We start from the raw sequence: 16,076 nt of genomic DNA on the forward strand, positions 1-16,076 counted from the left end.
TGGGGTGCGAGTGGGGCCCGCCGGGGTTGCGGCGCCGGGGGCCGGGGGCGGTGGGGACTCCGTGCCCGGGGGTGGTGGGCAAGCAGGACCCGCCGGGGTGGTCGCCGATGCCGCTCGCGCACCTTCGGGGGTCGGTGCCGGCGCTCCGGCCCCGGGCGGTGGGGTGGCCGTGGCCGCTCCACCCGTGCTCATGCGGCCGCTGCCGCCGCCGAAGTCCGCTGTCGTTCCGATGCCGCCCGCCGTCCTGCCCGCCGCCGGGCTGGCCGGGGTGGCCGCCGCTCTCGTGCTTCCCGTCGACCGGCCCGGGGTCGGGTGGCTGCTCAGCGGGGTGGCCGTCGCCGCGGCCGTCGTCGTCGCCGATCGGCGGTCCCGGGCGGGGGCGGGGTCCTTCACCTGGCGCAACGCCGGGTGGGCCGTGCTCGCGCTCGCGTTGCTCGCCGTGGGGACCGTGCGGGCGTCGGAGTGGCTGTTCGTCCTGTGCGTGCTCGGTGCCGTCGTCACCGGGTCGCTGGCCGTCGTCGGGGAACGGACCGTCAACTCCGTCCTCTACGACATGCTCGCCCTCCCCGTCGAAGCGCTGCGCGCCGTTCCGTGGGCCGGCCGCGGCGTCGGACGCTTCGCCGCCCGCCGCGACGGCGTCGCCCGGCGGATCGCGCTCGCCGTGCTCGCCGCCGCCGCGCTCGTCGGGGTTTTCGTGCCCCTGCTCGCCAGTGCCGATGCCGCCTTCGCCGCCGTCGTCAACGCCGTCGTTCCCGATCTCAGCGTCGACGTCCTGCTGCGGTGGTGCTGCGTCTTCGTGGTCGTCGCCTTGGTGGTCGCCGGCGCGTGTTACTTCCTGGCCGCGCCGGCGCGGCGCGCTTCGGTAGACCGTCCACACAGGACTGGATACGGTCTCGAGTGGACACTCCCGCTCGCCGTCCTCGTCCTCGTGTTCGGCCTCTTCGTCGCCGTCCGGCTGGTCGTGCTGTTCGGCGGCACCGAGTACGTCCTGCGCACGAGCGGCCTGACGTCGGCGGAGTACGCCCGCGGCGGCTTCTGGCAGCTGTGCGCCGTCACCGTGCTGACGCTGGCCATCGTCGCCGCGGCTTTGCGCTGGGCCCCGAACTCGACGAAAGCCGACCGGCTGCGCCAGCGTGTCCTGCTCGGGGCGCTGAGCGCGCTGAGCCTGGTGCTCGTCGGGTCGGCGCTGAGTCGCATGTGGACTTACCAGGAGGCGTACGGCTTCACCGTGCTGCGGCTGCTGGTCGAGGTCTGCGAACTGTGGTTCGGCGCGGTGTTCGTGCTGGTCGGAGCCTCACTGGTCCGCCTGCGCCCGACGTGGCTGCCCCGCGCGGCGATCGGCACGGCCGCGGCGGCGCTGCTCGCCCTGGCGGTGCTCGACCCGGAACGCCTCATCGCCGACGCCAACCTCGACCGGGCGGCGGCCGGCAAGCCGCTCGACGACCGCTACCTGGCGCGCTTCTCGGCCGACGTCGTCCCGGTGGTGTCGGCCCGGGTCCACGAGCCGCTGCGGACCTGCGTGCTGCGGCAGGTCCTGAGCGGCGACACCCCGGACGGCTGGCCGGCCTGGAACCTCAGCCGCTCGGCCGCCCGTGACGTGCCTCTCGGCCCCGGTCCCGGCTGCCGCTGAACCGGACCGCCGCGCGGCGCGTGGTTAAGAGTTACGCGGAAGCCACCGGGCCGTCGTGGGGGCGGCCCGGCGGCTTCCGCGCGCCCGGACGGGCCTCAGAACGCGAAAACGTCGTCCGAGTCGCGGCCGGCTTCGCAGCGGTTCGCGTACGTCGTGTGGAACGACACCGGCTTGCCGCGCCAGCTGCCGATCGCCGTGACGTCCACCGGGGCGTAGATCAGCGTGCACGCCTGGTGGCGGGCGTTGATCCGCGAGAAGTCGCCGTCGACTCCGGAAAGCACCGCGCACGCCTTGTCGCGCTTCGGGTGCGTTCCGCCCGGGGGGTCGCACGTGAGCACCACCGAGCCGATCCGGTTGGCGGTGTCGTGGGTGGTCAGCTGCAGCGTCGACGCCGGGGGTTGCGCCGGCGCGAGACAGCCGAGGCTCATCAGGCAGGCTGCGAAGGGGATCAGGGCCATATCGGTGTCATCGGCACGCCGGCGCCGATCACTGTGCTCCACGTCCGGGTGACTCTTCTTCGCTCGGCCGGGTGAGGTCCCACGCCAGCAACGCGACGTACAGCGAAAGCATCGACTCCGGCTCCTCCAGCCGGACGCCGAGGACCTGCTCGATGCGGGCGAGCTGCTGGTAGTACGCCGTCCGGGAGGTGTGGGCCGCCGCGGCCGCCGCCGACTTGTTGCCGCCCTGTTCGCAGTAGTGCCGCAACGCCTGGACGAGCCGGCTGCCCGTCGCCGCGTCGCGGTGCAGCAGGGGCCCCAGCTCCCGGTGGGCGAACGCCGTGACCCGCTCGTCGCCGGAAAGCAGGTGCAGCAGGCCGCGCAGCCGGACGTCGGACAGCCGGTGCAGCACCCGGTCCGAGCCCGCCCCCAGCGCGGCCGCCGCGACCTGCGCCGCTTCGAGCAGGGTCCGGCGGGCCTCACCGGGCGACGACACCGTCGTGCCGACCGCGAGGACCCCCGGTGCGCTGCTCCGGGCCTCGTGGACGTCGGTGGCGAGCCGGTGCAGCACGGCGTCGGCGTTCGCCTCCGGCGACAGCGCGAGCAGCGCCCGCACCCCGAGTTCGTCGGTCGCCACCAGCGCCGACACCTTCGCGCGGCGCGCCGCCAGCACCGTCGTTTCGGCCAGTTCGCGCAGCACCGGCGGAGTCGACAGTGCGGGCCGTGGCGTGCCCGTCAGCCGGGGCCGCACCGCCAGCCCGACCAGCTGCCGCCCGGCCAGGGGCACGGCGAGCGCCGAGGCCCGCGCCAGCAGCTCCGCCGTCGGGGCGGGCGACGCGAGCAGCTCGGCGAGCAGGGCGCGGTGGGCCTGGCGTTCCAGGCCGTCGGAGTCCTTGGCGACCAGCCGGTGCACGGCCAGCGCGGACGCGGCCCGCTCGGCGACCACCCGGTGCCGGTGCGGTGGCTGGTCGGCGCAGACGACGATCAGCCGTCCCCAGTCGTGCCCGCGCGCCCCGACCACGGTGACCAGCCAGCCCGAACCGGGGTGGTAGCCGGTCCGCTCGCCGACCTGGACCACCCGCGACCGGGCCGGCCACCCGGCGAGCAGCTCGGCCGGGTCGGTGCCGGCCGCGTCGTAGGCGAGGACCTCGTGCGACAGCGTCTCCAGCACCACCGGCTGCTCGGTGAGCCGGGCGACCTCGCCGAGGACGACGCCGGGTTCGGCGCCCGCGACCGTCAGCGCGGTGAACGTCTCGTGCACGCGCTCGGCGGCGCGCAGCTCGGCGACCTGGGCGTCGACGATCTGGCCGTTCACCGCTTCGGTGACGCTCACGAACCGCGTCTCCCGCGAGAGCGTCACCAGGGGCAGCCCGTGCTCCTCGGCCGCTTCGACCAGCGCGGCGGGCAGCTTGTCGCTCCAGTGCCGGACCAGCTCGACCACGACGCCGGCGGCGCCCACCCCGGCCAGGTCGGCGACGTACCGCGCCAGCGCGGGGCCGTCGTCGGGCAGCGCGACGCCGGTGGTCAGCACCAGCTCGCCGCCGCGCAGCAGGTGCGCGATGTCGGCGACCTCGGCGACGTGCGCCCAGCGCACCGGCGCGTCCAGCCCGGCCGCGCCGGCGACGACGTGCGGACGGCCCTGGCGCAGCACCGGCAGCGCGAGCACCTCGGCGACGGTCGGGTACATGGCTCCTCGGCGTGTGATCAGCGGCAAGGGACAGACTGTACGGCCGGGAGCCAACTGACGTACACGTTGCCGATGGCGGTGGCGTGGCGCCCGCCCGAGACTCTGGGGGACGTTGCCGGAGTGAAGGAGTGCCTGCCGTGACCGACCGCATCAGCCACTGGATCGACGGCAAGCCGTTCACCGCGACTCCCGCGCGGTCCGGCGAGGTCTTCGACCCCGCCACCGGGCAGGTCCGGGCGCACGTCGACTTCGCCGGCGACGCCGAGATCGAGGCCGCCGTCGCGGCGGCCAAGGCGGCGCTGCCGGGCTGGCGCGGGACGTCCCTGGCCGGCCGGACGCGAGTGCTGTTCGCCTTCCGCGAGCTGCTGGCCGCCCGCAAGCACGAGCTGGCGAAGATCATCACGAGCGAACACGGCAAGGTCGAGTCCGACGCGGCCGGGGAGATCGCCCGCGCGATCGAGAACGTCGAGTTCGCGTGCGGCGCCGCCCAGCTGCTCAAGGGCGGGTTCAGCGAGAACGCGTCCACCGGCGTCGACGTCTACTCGATCGCCCAGCCACTCGGCGTGGTCGGCGTGATCTCGCCGTTCAACTTCCCGGCCATGGTGCCGCTGTGGTTCGTTCCCAACGCACTGGCCTGCGGGAACACCGTCGTGCTCAAGCCGAGCGAGAAGGACCCGTCGGCGGCGGTGTTCATCGCCGAGCTGTTCGCCGAAGCCGGGCTGCCCGCGGGCGCGCTCAACGTGCTGCACGGCGACAAGGCGGCGGTCGACGGGCTCCTCGAGCACGCCGACGTCAAGGCGATCTCGTTCGTGGGGTCGACGCCGATCGCGCGGTACGTCTACGAGACCGGCACCCGGCACGGCAAGCGCGTCCAGGCGCTCGGCGGCGCGAAGAACCACATGGTCGTGCTGCCGGACGCCGACCTCGACCTCGCCGCCGACGCCGCGGTGTCGGCCGGCTTCGGCTCGGCGGGCGAGCGGTGCATGGCCGTTTCGGTGGTCGTCGCGGTCGACCCGGTCGGCGACGCACTCGTGGAGAAGATCGCCGAGCGGATGTCCCGGCTGCGCGTCGGCGACGGCCGCGACCCCGAATCCGAGATGGGACCGCTGGTCACCGCGGCCCACCACGCCCGCGTCGAGTCCTATGTGGACGCCGGGGTGTCGTCGGGGGCGTCGCTGGTGGTGGACGGCCGGGGCATCGAGGTTTCCGAGGGCGGCTTCTGGCTCGGCCCGACGCTGTTCGACCACGTCCGCCCGGAGATGTCGATCTACACCGACGAGATCTTCGGCCCGGTGCTGTCGGTGGCCCGCGCGGCGTCCTACGACGACGCCCTCGACCTGATCAACGCCAACCCGTACGGCAACGGCACGGCCATCTTCACCGGCGACGGCGCGGCCGCGCGGCGGTTCTCCAGCGAGGTCGAGGTGGGCATGGTCGGCGTCAACGTCCCGATCCCGGTGCCCGTCGGCTACTACTCCTTCGGCGGCTGGAAGGACTCGCTGTTCGGCGACAGCCACGCCTACGGGCCAGAAGGCTTCCACTTCTTCACCCGCACGAAGGTGGTCACCTCCCGGTGGCCGGACCGCTCGCACGCCGGGGTCAACCTGGGCTTCCCGCGGAACTCCTGAGTGCGGCCCGGCTCGCCTCGTCCGCGGGCCGGCCGATCATCACCCGCTGGTCCGTGTCCCGGAGGGGCACGAGCACTTCGAAGTCCACCGCGATCACCCCGGCCCCGGGATGCCGCAGCACCTTGCTCCCGCGGCCGGTGCCCGCGACGTCCCGCTCGCCCCACAGCCGCGCGAACTGCTCGTCGTGCGCGCATTCGGCGATGAGGCCGGTCAGCGCCCGGTCCTGCGGGTGGGCGGCCCACGCGGCACGCAGGTGGGCGGCACCTTCCCGCACCACGCGCTCGCGGTCGACGTAGCGCTCGCGGATTTCCGGGTGCCGCAAGCACAGCCACATCGCGTTGCGCCGCGACGGCGGCAGGGTGCCGAAGTCCACGAGCAGCCCCGCCATTTCGCTGTTCCAGGCCAGGATGTCGTAGCGGTGGTTCAGCACCATGGCCGGCAGCGGCGAGAGGTCGGCGACCAGCCGGGCCAGTGCGGGCACCGCGGTGGTGGCGGGCTCGACGGTGTCGTCCGGGCGCTGCCGGGTCAGGTCGAAGACGTAGGTGCGTTCGGCGGGGGTCAGGCGCAGCGCCCGGGCCAGGGCCGCCACCACGTCCGCCGAAGGCCGGAGCCCACGCCCCTGCTCCAGCCGCACGACGTAGTCGACGCTGACGCCGGCCAGTTCGGCGATCTCTTCGCGGCGCAGTCCCGGGGTCCGCCGGGCTTGCCGGCGAGCGGGCACCCCGAAGTCGTCCGGGTCCAGGCGTTCGCGCCGGGTCCGCAGGAACGCGGCCAGCTCCTCGGTCGGGGTGATCATGCCCGGTCCAACCGCCGGGAGGAGGACTCGTGTTCCCAGGAAGTCCCTTCCCTTACCCCCGGCCCGCGGTGATCACAGGCTGGTGCTCGACGGATCACGAGCACAGGAGGACCTGATGGCACTCACCCTCGACACCTACCGGCTGCTGGGCCGCTCCGGGCTGCGGGTCTCCCCGCTGGCCCTGGGGACGGCGACCTTCGGCACCGAATGGGGCTGGGGCGCGGAGAAGGACGAGGCGCGCAAGCTGTTCGACACCTACGTCGAGCGCGGCGGCAACTTCGTCGACACCGCGCCCACCTACACCGACGGCAGTTCCGAGCGCCTGCTCGGCGAGTTCGCGCGCGGCCGCCGCGAGAGCCTGGTCCTGGCGACGAAGTACTCGACGCTGCGCAGGCCCGGCGACCCGAACTCCGGGGGTGCGCACCGCAAGAGCCTGTTCGCGTCGGTGGAGGCCAGCCTGCGGCAGCTGGACACGGACTACCTCGACCTGCTCTACCTGCACGTCTGGGACTTCACGACGCCGGTCGAGGAGATCCTCCGCGGCCTGGACGACCTGGTCCGCCAGGGCAAGGTCCTATACGTGGCGATGTCCACCGTCCCGGCCTGGGAGGTCTCCCGCATGCAGGCGATCGCGGACCTGCGCGGCTGGTCGCCGCTGGTCGCGCTGCAGATCGAATACAACCTCCTCAACCGGGCCGCGGAACGTGACCTGATCCCCATGGCCCGGGCGATGGGGCTCGGGGTGACGCCGTACTCCCCGCTGGCGGGCGGCCTGCTCACCGGCAAGTACGGCCGCGCCGACCGGACCGAGCCGGACGCCGGGACCCGCAAGAGCTTCAACGCCGGGCTGGGCATGGTGACCGAACGGAACCTCGCGATCGCCGAGGTGGTGAAGCAGGTCGCCACCGAACTGGACCGTACGCCCGCCCAGGTGGGGCTGGCCTGGACCCTGCGGAACCCGGGCGTGACAGCCCCGATCGTCGGCGCCCGCACCCCCGCGCAACTCGAGGACAACCTGGGCGCGTTGGAGGTCGCCTTCACCGCGTCGCACCTGGCCCGCCTCGAAGAGGCGGCCGCGATCGAACTCGGCTACCCGCACGACGTGCTCGCCGGTGACCACCTCCGCAGGGTGACCCGGGGCGACCTGCGGATCGAAGCTACGCCGGGAGGACGTTGATCAGCGTCTTCGTGCGCGGAGTCAGGTAGACGGCGTTGATGCGCTCCGCCTGGATCCGTGCCCGGAGCGCATTGTCGTCGAGGCGGTAGCTGCGATCGTGGACCACGAGGTAGGTGAACCAGATCCGTTCCATGATGGTGTAGAGGTAGATCGGGTACTGCCCGCGGTCGGGGCGCTTGCCGTGCACCTTGCCGAAGTCGTGGGTCCAGCCGGTCACCACGAGCAGCCGCCCGCTGCCGACCTCCGCCAACCGCCGCCCGCAGACGAACGCGAACCACGCGACCAGCGCGAGGATCGGGACGGCCGCGAGGGCACCGCCGGTGGCGGCGAGGAACCCGGCGGCGGCCAGCCCGGCGATCACCAGCACCGCCGCGGTCCAGAAGTTGAAGTCGAGCAGCTTGCCGCGCTGCGACGGGTGGAGCCGGCCGTTGCGGTTGGCCAGCTCCACTTCGGCCCGCTCGATCACTCGCCCTCGCCTTCGGGATGTTCTTTCTCGTAGGCCTCCTGGGTCTCGTGGTAGCGGTCGTACTGCTCGTTCTCCTGGCGGCGGCCTTCGGTCACGACCCCGACGGTGTCCGCGGGCTTCCACCCCTGGAAGCCGCCGGCCTCCTGCCACGCGCCCGGCTTGAGCGCGCTGCGGCCGTCCTCGGAGAACTTCTTGGCCGGCCTCTCGAGCTTCTCGCCGCCCGGCACCTTGCCCGCCCAGGCGTCCTTCCAGCCCTCGGCCTTCTCCGCGGCCGATCCGGCTTCGCGGCCCGCCTGCTTCAGCTCGTTCGCCTTGCGCTCGAGCTTCGCGGCCGTCTCGACGCTCTGGTCCACGATCCGGTCGGCGCCCTTCCCGGCCTTCTTCAGCGCGTTCGCCGCCCCTTCGAGGGCCGCCTTCGACTTGCCCGCGCCCTTCGCCAGGCTCTCCAGCTTTTCGACGATCTTCGCGATGCGCGTGCTGATCTTCTCCGCGAGCACCCCGCCCTCGATCACCGTGTCGGCGATGAACGCGGCGATCGTGCCGCCGAAGGTGCACCACGACGCCGCCAGCGCGGCCAGCGCCTTGACGATCAGCTCGCCGACGAACGACGAGATCATGTCCCGGATCAGCCCGCGCTCGGTCCCGACCAGGGCGGCACCGACGTTCATCGCCGTCGACGCGCCTTCGGCGTGCGAGGCGGCCCCGCGCAGCACGTCGACGTAGCTTGCGGCCGTCCGCTGGTACGCCTCCGCCGACCCGCAGTCGCTGAAGGACTCCTTGACCTTCTCGGCCTTCTGCTCGTAGCTCTCGGCCGTCTCGGTGAGCTGCTTGGCGATGTTCGTCCAGGTCACGGCCTTGGCCGTGATGGCCTCGGGCTTGCCGGCCAGCTTGTCGAGGCCGTCCTTGAGGAAGCTGATGTGCTCGATCAGCCAGCCGACGCCGGCGCTCGCCAGGGTGCCGAGCGGGTCCATCGCCGCGCCGAGCAGGTCGAGGGCGTCGGTGCCGACGTCCATCGCGAGGTTGCCCCAGTCGCCGTTGCGGGCGTCGGTGAGTGTCGCGGCGGCGTCGTTGAAGATGCCCGCGCCGCCGGTCTGCGCGTTGAGGTTGTCCAGCTCGCCCTTCGAGCCGTCGCCCATCCCGCTCCAGAAGCCGCTGCTCGGCTCGGCCGTCGCGACCAGCGGGTTCTCCTGCGTCTCGGTCATGCCGGCAGCTCCTTGCCGATGCCTTCGATCAGGGTCTTGGTGTTCTGCTCGTGCTCGCGGAACGCCGTGTGCGCGGTCTTCACCCGGTCCGCGACGTCGTGACCGGCCTCGACGGCCGCGGCCAGGAAGCCGTCGGCCGTGGTCAGCCAGATCTGGACCGGGATCGCGAAGACCTGCCCGAACAGCCCGAACGCGTCGAAGTCGAGGGCCTGCGCGGTGCCCGCCGCGTCGAGGGCCTGCTGGACCTTGCCGGCGATCTCCCGGATTTCGTCCTCGTGGCCGCCGAGGGCGTCGAAGTCGAGCTTCATGGTCATCACAGCCCCCGGCGCAGGATCGGGCCGCCGAAGTCCTCGTCGTCGTCCGGGCGCGGCCGGGCGGGCCGGGCGGGCGGCGGCGGAGGAGGTGTTTCCTGCTGGGCTTCGGTGAATTCCCAGCGCGGCGGAGCCGGTTGCTCTTCGGGAAGTTCGGGCGCCGGAATCTGTTCCTGAAGGAATTTCATGGCGGCGCTGTCGGGGCCGATCACCGGCGCCATGACGCTCGCCAGCTGCTGGGCCGCCTGCACCTGCGCCCGCTTCGCGGTGGCCACGACGCTCGCCGCCAGCCGGGCGCGCGGCAGCTCGTCCGCGCGCGGGCCGAAGGTGAGTTCCTGCAGCGCACCGCTGGTGTTGACGGTCACCGTGACGGCGCCGTCCGGGCTCGTGGCGGTCGCGGCGATGCGCTCGAGCCGGGCCTTCGCCTCGGCCGCGCGCCGGGCGATATCGGGCATTCCGGCGGAAGCGGGATCAATGCGGTTCACGGCGACCTCGGAAGTCGGGGAGGGCATGCGGATCAGAGGCAGCAAACCGCTTTTCGGTTCCCCCATCAACCCGGGAATTCCCGGCGAGAACCGCGCATGGGAATTCTTTTGCCCGGCCTTTACCTCCCGCCTGTAAGCCGTGAAGGCCTCCTTCCCGGCTCTTACGGCCGGGAAGGAGGCCTTCACGGACCAAGCGGCGGGTTCCGGCGCCCGCGGGCGGTGTTGAGCGCGACCGGCTCAGGCTTACGTAAACTCGGGTCGGGCAGCGAGCGAGGTAGGTGGTGAACCGGTGGCCAACGCGGAGGAGCGCCGCTTCGAAGTGCTGCGCGCGATCGTGGCCGACTACGTGTCCAACCAGGAACCGGTCGGGTCCAAGGCGATCGTCGAGCGGCACAACCTGGGTGTGTCGAGCGCCACGGTGCGCAACGACATGGCGACGCTCGAAGAAGAGGGGTACATCACGCAGCCGCACACCAGTGCCGGCCGCGTCCCGACCGACAAGGGCTACCGCCTCTTCGTCGACCGGCTCTCGGAGATCAAGCCGCTGTCGGCCGCCGAGCGCCGCGCCATCACCACGTTCCTCGACAGCGGCACCGACCTCGACGACGTCCTCCGCCGCTCGGTCCGGCTGCTCGCGCAGCTGACCCGGCAGGTCGCCGTCGTCCAGTACCCGATGCTGACCAACGCCAAGGTCCGGCACCTCGAAGTGGTGCCGCTCACCCCGGCGCGGCTGATGCTGGTGCTGATCGCCGACAACGGGCGCGTCGACCAGCGCACGGTCGACCTCGGCGACGTCGTCACCGAGGAGGACGTGGCCCGGCTCCGCAGCGTGCTCAACGCGGCCATGGCCGGACGGCGGCTCAACGACGCCGCGGCCCGCGTCGCCGAGCTGCCCGACAAGTCGCCCGGCGAGCTGCGGGACGCGCTCATCCGCGTCACCACGGTGCTGGTCGAGTCGCTGGCCGAGCACCCGGAGGAGCGCCTCGTGCTCGGCGGCACCGCCAACCTCACCCGCAACGTCGCCGACTTCCCGGGCTCGCTGCGCCAGGTCCTCGAAGCGCTCGAGGAACAGGTCGTCGTGCTCAAGCTGCTGGCCGCCGCGCGCAACCCCGGTGCGATCACGGTGCGCATCGGTGAGGAAAATGAGGACGAGCAGATGCGCAGCACCTCGGTCGTCTCGATCGGCTACGGCCGCGACGACGTCGTGCTCGGCGGCATGGGAGTCGTCGGCCCGACCCGGATGGACTATCCGGGCACGATCGCCGCGGTGCGGGCGGTCGCCAACTACGTGGGGCAGATCCTGGCCGGCCGCTGAGCCGGGCAGAGCAGAAGGAGAAGCAGAGACGGTGGCGAGGGACTACTACGGCATCCTCGGGGTGGCCAAGAACGCGAGCGATCAGGAGATCAAGCGCGCGTACCGGAAGCTGGCCCGGGAGCTGCACCCCGACGTCAACCCGTCGGACGACGCCCAGCACAAGTTCGCCGAGGTCACCACGGCCTACGAGGTGCTGTCCGACCCGCAGAAGCGCAAGATCGTCGACCTGGGCGGCGACCCGATGGACAACGGCGCGCGCGGCGGGGGCGGCGACCCCTTCGCCGGGTTCGGCGGCCTCGGCGACATCATGGACGCCTTCTTCGGCGCGGCCGGCGGGGGCGGCGGACGCGGGCGCGGCCCGCGCAGCCGCGTCCAGCCCGGCTCCGACGCCCTGATCCGGCTCGGCCTCACCCTCGAGGAGTGCGCCACCGGGGTCGACAAGGAGATCGCCGTCGACACGGCCATCGTCTGTGACCTCTGCCGCGGCGCGGGCACCAGCGAAGGCACCTCGGTCAAGACCTGCGACACCTGCGGCGGCGCCGGCGAGGTCCAGTCCGTCCAGCGGTCGTTCCTCGGCCAGGTCGTCACGGCGCGTCCGTGCCCGGTCTGCCGCGGCTTCGGCGAGGTCATCCCCGACCCCTGCCGCCAGTGCGGCGGCGACGGCCGCATCCGCGCCCGCCGCAACGTCACCGCCAAGATCCCGCCGGGCGTCGGCGACGGCATGCGCATCCGCCTCTCCGGCCAGGGCGAGGTCGGCCCCGGCGGCGGCCCGGCCGGCGACCTCTACGTCGAGATCGACGAGACCCCGCACGAGGTGTTCGTCCGCCAGGGCCACGACCTGCACTGCAACTTCCGCATCCCGATGACCACCGCCGCCCTCGGCGCCACGGTCCCGATCTCGACCCTGGTCGACGGCGACTACGAACTCGACGTCGAACCCGGCACCCAGCCCAACGCCGAGCTCGTCCTCACCGGCAAGGGCATGCCCCGCCTGCGGTCCTCCGGCCGCGTCGACGGCCGCGGCGACCTGCACGTCCACATCGACGTCGTCGTGCCCACCAAGCTCGACGACGCCCAGCGCGAGCTGCTGGTCGAACTCGCCCAGCAGCGCGGCGAAGAAGTCCCCACCCTGGCGTCCAACGGCACCAAGCACGGCGGGCTGTTCGGCAAGCTCCGCGCCAAGAACCACCGCTGAGCCGTGCCCGACACCACCCTGCCGGTCTTCCTCGCCGCCACGGTCCCCGCCGCCGGGCGGACGACCCTCGACGGCGAGGAAGCCCGGCACGCGGCCACGGTCCGCCGCCTGCGGGCGGGGGAGCGGCTGGTCCTCTCCGACGGCGCCGGCGCGATGGCCCGCTGCGTCGTCGACGCCGTCCAGGCCGGCCGCGACCCGCTCCTGACCCTCTCGGTCGAGGAACACTGGACCGAAGAGCCACCCGCCCTGCGCGTCCACGTCGCCCAGGCCCTCGCCAAGGGCGACCGCGGCGAGCTGGCCGTCGAACTCGCCACCGAGGCCGGCGTCGACGCCATCGTCCCCTGGCGCGCCACCCGCAGCGTCGCCAAGTGGGAAGACGGCACCCGCGGCGACAAGGCCCTGGCCCGCTGGCGCGCCACCGCCCGCGCGGCCGCCAAGCAGGCCCGGCGCGCGCACGTCCCGGACGTCACCGAGCCGGTGACCACGGCCGAGCTGGCCGGGCTCGTGACGACGATGTCACTGGCGATCGTGCTGGAGTCCGACGTCGCCGACCGGCTCACCGACCTCCCGCTCCCCGACACCGGCGACATCCTCCTCATCGTCGGACCCGAGGGCGGCATCACCGACGACGAACTGGCGACGCTGCGAGACGCCGGAGCCAGGGCGGTTCGCCTGGGCACGACCGTCCTGCGCACCTCCACGGCGGCCGCGGTGGCCCTCGGCGCACTCGGCGCCCTCACCAGCCGCTGGCACTGAAAGATCAACCGAAAAAAACCCCCGATTTTGCGCCCAGTTATGGCGCGATCACGCTCCGACCCGTTACTCTCGTTTATTAACGCGCCACCCACCGTTTCGGCGCGCCACTGGGAAGACACGGACCCCGCCGGGCACCTCCCCCCTCGGTCCGGCGGCAGCCGCGCAGCGGCGGATCGACCCCCAGGGTCCGCCGACTGCGCGGCATCTCAGCCTTCGTCGCTTCGCTCCTCCGGCTGGATTTTGCTTCGCAGTGCCTTTCTGGGGGTCAAACCCCCAGACCCCCAGCCGGGGCAAGCCCCGGACCCCCGCGAGTTCCGTTGTGGTTCCGCTGGGCCGGGCGGGTTTCCTTGCTCGGTGGCCTTCGGCCCCCTCGCTCCGCGGGCCCCCGCGAGTCCCCGCGAGTCCCCGCGGGCCCCCGCGAGTCCCCGCGGGCCCCCGCGAGTCCCCGCGAGTCCCCGCGAGTCCCGTTGTGGTCGGGTTGGTCTGGGCGTGTTCCTTGCTCGGTGGCCTTCGGCCCCTTGCTTCCCGGAGTACTTGCGCTTGCGCCGGCGCCGGGCGCGCGTGTCGTTTCGCCCCGAAGGGGCGGGTTGTGAACCGCACGTTGAAGCGTGACTTGCCCCCGGATCACCCAGGCCTCCCGCAACCCCGATACGAAGCCGGAACACGGGCGGTAGTGCCGGGTCAAGGCACGCTTTCCCGCCTTGACGCGGTGCTACCGCCCGTAGTCACAATTGCGGCTTCGGGGTGGTGGTTTCCGAGCTGTTGAACCTCGGTGCACCTCAATCGGTAGGGTTCTCCCATGGCCGAGGATGAGACCTTGTTCGAACGGATCATCGGTGGGGAGATCCCTGCCGATGTCGTCTATCAGGATGCGACCACCTTTGCCTTCCGGGATATCCGGCCGCAGGCTCGGGTTCATGTTCTCGTCGTGCCCAGGAAGCGGTACCGGAACCTCGGGGAGCTCGCCGCCGCCGATCCGCAGCTTCTCGCCGATGTCGCGTTGACCGCTCGCAAGGTTGCCGAGATCGAGGGCGTCCTCGAGAGCGGGTACCGGGTCGTCTTCAACACCGATGGGGATGCCGGGCAGACCGTCTTCCACGTGCACGCCCACGTTCTCGGCGGGGAACCCCTCGGGTTGTTCGGGGCACCCGAGCAGGACTAGGGAAACCGGCCTGCGTCTTGTCGGTGGGTGCCAGTAGCATCGGTGGGGTCCGTAGTCCCTCACCGAGAAAGCAGGCCTGAGGCCACGTGGCCGGAACCGTACCGGGTGGAGCCGCCCGACCCGACGTCCCCGGAGACGTCCCGAAGACCGAGGACACCGCCGGTACGCAGGCGGCCCAGTCCCGCTTCCCCATCCCCGACGCCGCCGCCCTCAGCCTGCTCGGCTCCCGCGACGAGAACCTGCGCGTCGCCGAGGAACTCCTCGCCGCCGACGTGCACGTGCGCGGCAACGAAGTCACCCTGACCGGCACCCCCGCCGACGTCGCGTTCGCCGAACGCGTCTTCGCCGAGCTCGTCCAGCTCGCCGCCGGCGGCCAGCAGGTCGGACCCGACACCGTCCGCCGCACCGTCGGCATGCTCTCCACCGGCGACGCCTCGCCCGCCGAGGTCCTCAGCCTCAACATCGTCTCGCGCCGCGGCAAGACCATCCGGCCCAAGACGCTCAACCAGAAGCGCTACGTCGACGCCATCGACAAGCACACCGTCGTCTTCGGCATCGGCCCCGCCGGCACCGGCAAGACCTACCTGGCCATGGCCAAGGCCGTCCAGGCCCTGCAGGCCAAGCAGGTCACCCGCATCGTGCTGACCCGCCCCGCCGTCGAGGCCGGCGAGCGCCTCGGCTACCTGCCGGGCACGCTCAACGAGAAGATCGACCCCTACCTGCGGCCCCTCTACGACGCGCTGCACGACATGGTCGAGCCGGAGTCGATTCCGCGGCTGATGCAGGCCGGCACGATCGAAATCGCCCCCCTGGCCTACATGCGGGGCCGCACGCTGAACGACGCCTTCATCATCCTCGACGAGGCCCAGAACACCACGCCCGAGCAGATGAAGATGTTCCTCACCCGGCTCGGCTTCGGGTCCAAGATCGTCGTCACCGGCGACATCACCCAGGTCGACCTGCCCAGCGGGCAGCGCAGTGGCCTGCGCGTCGTCCGGGACATCCTCACCGGCGTCGAGGACCTCCACTTCGCCGAGCTCACCAGCCAGGACGTCGTCCGGCACAAGCTCGTCGGCGACATCGTCGACGCCTACGAGAAGTGGCAGGCCGTGCAGGACGCCCAGCAGAACGACGGCTGGAAGGGCAACCGGCGTTGAGCATCGAGATCGCCAACGAGTCCGGCGTCGACGTCGACGAGACGTCCATCGTCTCCGCCGCGCGCTACGCCCTCGACAAGATGGAGGTCAGCCCGCTCGCCGAGCTGTCCATCCTGCTGGTCACCCTCGACGTCATGGAAGACCTCCACGAACGCTGGATGGACCTGCCCGGGCCCACCGACGTCATGGCCTTCCCGATGGACGAGCTCGACTCCTCCCGCCGCCCGGACGCGCCCGACGCGTCCCCGGCGCTGCTCGGGGACATCGTGCTCTGCCCGGCGTTCGCCAAGGACCAGGCCAAGACCGCCGGCCACTCGCTGATGGACGAGCTGCACCTGCTCACCGTGCACGGCTGCCTGCACCTGCTCGGCTACGACCACGCCGAACCCGCCGAGGAACGCGAGATGTTCGCCCTCCAGAAGCGCATCCTCGGCGAGTACCAGGACGCCGTCGCCGCCCTGGAGAAGCGGGACGCCCAGCGCAGCACCGACGACCGCGTCCTCGGCATCGCGGGCCTCGACGCCGCCGAACCGCCCGCCGGGGAAACGCCCTGATGCCGCGCGTCCACGATCTCGGCTCCGTCCCAAGCGCCCCAATGTGGCGTTCGGTGCGTTGGACGCACCGAACGCCACATTGGGTGCGTCCAACGCAACCAACGCCACATTGGGGGTT

At 72.3% G+C, this 16,076-nt stretch carries 16 protein-coding genes; 9 read left to right on the plus strand and 7 right to left on the minus strand.

Annotated features, from left to right (window positions below):
• The first annotated feature begins 169 nt into the window (after window positions 1-169).
• Window positions 170-1,630, plus strand: a complete 1,461-nt coding sequence (locus AB0G28_RS43600) for a DUF4173 domain-containing protein (RefSeq protein ID WP_361103661.1) — start codon at window positions 170-172, stop codon at window positions 1,628-1,630.
• A gap of 95 nt (window positions 1,631-1,725) precedes the next feature.
• Here the strand turns inward: AB0G28_RS43600 and AB0G28_RS43605 are convergent, their stop codons facing one another.
• Both AB0G28_RS43605 and AB0G28_RS43610 read right to left on the minus strand, forming a co-directional pair.
• Window positions 1,726-2,088, minus strand: coding sequence for an SSI family serine proteinase inhibitor (locus tag AB0G28_RS43605; RefSeq protein WP_361103663.1), 363 nt, complete (start codon window positions 2,086-2,088; stop codon window positions 1,726-1,728).
• Window positions 2,089-2,116: 28 nt separating this feature from the next.
• Window positions 2,117-3,754 carry a PucR family transcriptional regulator gene (locus AB0G28_RS43610; protein WP_361103695.1) on the minus strand — a complete coding sequence of 546 codons (1,638 nt, stop codon included), beginning with the start codon at window positions 3,752-3,754 and terminating at the stop codon, window positions 2,117-2,119.
• 137 nt (window positions 3,755-3,891) lie between these two features.
• Here AB0G28_RS43610 and AB0G28_RS43615 point away from each other — a divergent pair, with 137 nt between their 5' ends.
• Window positions 3,892-5,382: a CoA-acylating methylmalonate-semialdehyde dehydrogenase gene (locus AB0G28_RS43615; RefSeq protein WP_361103665.1), complete on the plus strand. Its 1,491-nt coding sequence runs from the start codon at window positions 3,892-3,894 to the stop codon at window positions 5,380-5,382.
• Here AB0G28_RS43615 and AB0G28_RS43620 read toward each other — a convergent pair.
• On the minus strand, window positions 5,354-6,178 hold the full coding sequence (locus AB0G28_RS43620; RefSeq protein ID WP_361103667.1) for a helix-turn-helix transcriptional regulator: 825 nt from the start codon (window positions 6,176-6,178) through the stop codon (window positions 5,354-5,356). The genes AB0G28_RS43615 and AB0G28_RS43620 overlap by 29 nt on opposite strands.
• A gap of 115 nt (window positions 6,179-6,293) precedes the next feature.
• Here AB0G28_RS43620 and AB0G28_RS43625 point away from each other — a divergent pair, with 115 nt between their 5' ends.
• The gene (locus tag AB0G28_RS43625) at window positions 6,294-7,355 is read left to right on the plus strand and encodes an aldo/keto reductase (protein ID WP_361103669.1); all 1,062 of its coding nucleotides are present in this window, start codon (window positions 6,294-6,296) and stop codon (window positions 7,353-7,355) included.
• Here the strand turns inward: AB0G28_RS43625 and AB0G28_RS43630 are convergent.
• From AB0G28_RS43630 to AB0G28_RS43645, 4 genes are read right to left on the minus strand one after another with little or no spacing between them, the layout of a single operon-like run.
• The gene (locus tag AB0G28_RS43630; protein WP_361103671.1) at window positions 7,336-7,821 is read right to left on the minus strand and encodes a hypothetical protein; all 486 of its coding nucleotides are present in this window, start codon (window positions 7,819-7,821) and stop codon (window positions 7,336-7,338) included. The genes AB0G28_RS43625 and AB0G28_RS43630 overlap by 20 nt on opposite strands.
• Window positions 7,818-9,023, minus strand: coding sequence for a hypothetical protein (locus AB0G28_RS43635; RefSeq protein ID WP_361103673.1), 1,206 nt, complete (start codon window positions 9,021-9,023; stop codon window positions 7,818-7,820). The genes AB0G28_RS43630 and AB0G28_RS43635 overlap by 4 nt, the downstream gene beginning before the upstream one ends.
• Window positions 9,020-9,337: a type VII secretion target gene (locus AB0G28_RS43640; RefSeq protein ID WP_361103675.1), complete on the minus strand. Its 318-nt coding sequence runs from the start codon at window positions 9,335-9,337 to the stop codon at window positions 9,020-9,022. Before AB0G28_RS43640 ends, AB0G28_RS43635 begins: the two co-directional genes overlap by 4 nt.
• Window positions 9,337-10,005, minus strand: coding sequence for a YbaB/EbfC family nucleoid-associated protein (locus AB0G28_RS43645; protein ID WP_361103677.1), 669 nt, complete (start codon window positions 10,003-10,005; stop codon window positions 9,337-9,339). The genes AB0G28_RS43640 and AB0G28_RS43645 overlap by 1 nt, the downstream gene beginning before the upstream one ends.
• 103 nt (window positions 10,006-10,108) lie before the next feature.
• Between AB0G28_RS43645 and hrcA the strand changes: the two genes are divergently transcribed.
• The 6 genes from hrcA to ybeY all read left to right on the plus strand — a co-directional run bounded on the left by hrcA (window position 10,109) and on the right by ybeY (window position 15,958).
• A complete protein-coding gene (hrcA, locus tag AB0G28_RS43650; protein ID WP_361103679.1) occupies window positions 10,109-11,134 on the plus strand; it encodes a heat-inducible transcriptional repressor HrcA in 1,026 nt (341 codons plus the stop codon).
• Window positions 11,135-11,165: 31 nt separating this feature from the next.
• Window positions 11,166-12,329, plus strand: coding sequence for a molecular chaperone DnaJ (gene dnaJ / locus AB0G28_RS43655; protein WP_361103681.1), 1,164 nt, complete (start codon window positions 11,166-11,168; stop codon window positions 12,327-12,329).
• Window positions 12,330-12,332: 3 nt separating this feature from the next.
• A complete protein-coding gene (locus AB0G28_RS43660) occupies window positions 12,333-13,085 on the plus strand; it encodes a 16S rRNA (uracil(1498)-N(3))-methyltransferase (protein ID WP_361103683.1) in 753 nt (250 codons plus the stop codon).
• Between the two features lie 799 nt (window positions 13,086-13,884).
• Window positions 13,885-14,247 carry a histidine triad nucleotide-binding protein gene (locus tag AB0G28_RS43665; RefSeq protein ID WP_361103685.1) on the plus strand — a complete coding sequence of 121 codons (363 nt, stop codon included), beginning with the start codon at window positions 13,885-13,887 and terminating at the stop codon, window positions 14,245-14,247.
• Window positions 14,248-14,333: 86 nt separating this feature from the next.
• Window positions 14,334-15,404 (plus strand): PhoH family protein, encoded by a 1,071-nt coding sequence (locus AB0G28_RS43670; RefSeq protein WP_361103687.1) that lies wholly within the window; start codon window positions 14,334-14,336, stop codon window positions 15,402-15,404.
• Complete coding sequence (gene ybeY / locus AB0G28_RS43675) at window positions 15,401-15,958, plus strand: rRNA maturation RNase YbeY (RefSeq protein ID WP_361103689.1); 558 nt, start codon at window positions 15,401-15,403, stop codon at window positions 15,956-15,958. The genes AB0G28_RS43670 and ybeY overlap by 4 nt, the downstream gene beginning before the upstream one ends.
• The last annotated feature ends 118 nt before the right edge of the window (window positions 15,959-16,076 follow it).

This window comes from Amycolatopsis sp. NPDC021455 (genome assembly GCF_040640995.1).
GTDB lineage: Bacteria > Actinomycetota > Actinomycetes > Mycobacteriales > Pseudonocardiaceae > Amycolatopsis.

Excerpts from the sequence above, each read along its gene's own strand:
- AB0G28_RS43610 (WP_361103695.1), bottom strand. The coding sequence starts at position 3,754 with ATGTACCCGACCGTCGCCGAGGTGCTCGCGCTGCCGGTGCTGCGCCAG.
- AB0G28_RS43620 (WP_361103667.1), bottom strand. The coding sequence starts at position 6,178 with ATGATCACCCCGACCGAGGAGCTGGCCGCGTTCCTGCGGACCCGGCGC.
- AB0G28_RS43640 (WP_361103675.1), bottom strand. The coding sequence starts at position 9,337 with ATGACCATGAAGCTCGACTTCGACGCCCTCGGCGGCCACGAGGACGAA.
- AB0G28_RS43605 (WP_361103663.1), bottom strand. The coding sequence starts at position 2,088 with ATGGCCCTGATCCCCTTCGCAGCCTGCCTGATGAGCCTCGGCTGTCTC.
- AB0G28_RS43625 (WP_361103669.1), top strand. The coding sequence starts at position 6,294 with ATGGCACTCACCCTCGACACCTACCGGCTGCTGGGCCGCTCCGGGCTG.
- AB0G28_RS43635 (WP_361103673.1), bottom strand. The coding sequence starts at position 9,023 with ATGACCGAGACGCAGGAGAACCCGCTGGTCGCGACGGCCGAGCCGAGC.
- AB0G28_RS43665 (WP_361103685.1), top strand. The coding sequence starts at position 13,885 with ATGGCCGAGGATGAGACCTTGTTCGAACGGATCATCGGTGGGGAGATC.